At 33.4% G+C, this 620-nt stretch carries 1 protein-coding gene; it reads left to right on the top strand.

The genetic code is table 11. The annotated features are described in order from the left end of the window. Nucleotides 1-176 precede the first annotated feature (176 nt). A partial coding sequence (locus tag D7V20_RS19410; RefSeq protein ID WP_147395825.1) for a nucleotidyltransferase domain-containing protein occupies nucleotides 177-620 on the top strand: 444 nt, incomplete at its 3' end.

Below are 620 nucleotides of genomic sequence, written 5' to 3'. Positions count from 1 at the left end.
AAACTATTTTAGTTGGGAAGGAATGCTAAAAATTGGAGATTGATACATCTCATCGTTTGTTTAAATATTTTTTGATTAAATTTTCCCTTTAAAAATTCTATTTTTTTTAATGTCTTAACTTGTATTTAATATAGGAGATCCCCATAACAACAAAAGCACTACAGGAATACAACAATATGGCGAATCCACAAAAACACTATGCTAAGTTCCACACAAATATTCGATTAGGTCGTTATGACGAAGAAAGTACATTACGTGAAAAACGTGACCTTTTGATTAGCACCTTAAAAGATGAACTCAAAAAGGATCCAAATGGTCCTCAATTTGTTGAATACTTTAATCAAGGTAGTTATGCCTTGGGCACAGGGATTAAGCCTAAGAATGGAGATTATGATATTGATGTAGGAGTTTTATTAGATTGTGACAAAGAGGAATATGGCTCAGTAGAAATTAAAAAAATTGTTAGAGATGCTTTAACTCATTCAAATAGAACTGTAACGATCAAACGACCTTGCGTAACTGTCACTTATCTCAAAAATGGTAGTCCCGATTATCATGTAGATCTGCCCATCTACGCTGAAGACGACAAAGGCAATATGTATCTAGCTCGAGGTAAGGAA

This window comes from Acinetobacter rongchengensis, assembly GCF_003611475.1.
Taxonomy (GTDB): Bacteria; Pseudomonadota; Gammaproteobacteria; order Pseudomonadales; family Moraxellaceae; genus Acinetobacter; species Acinetobacter rongchengensis.
Note: the sequence above shows the minus strand (reverse complement) of the source record. Positions and strands in the feature narration are given on the sequence as shown.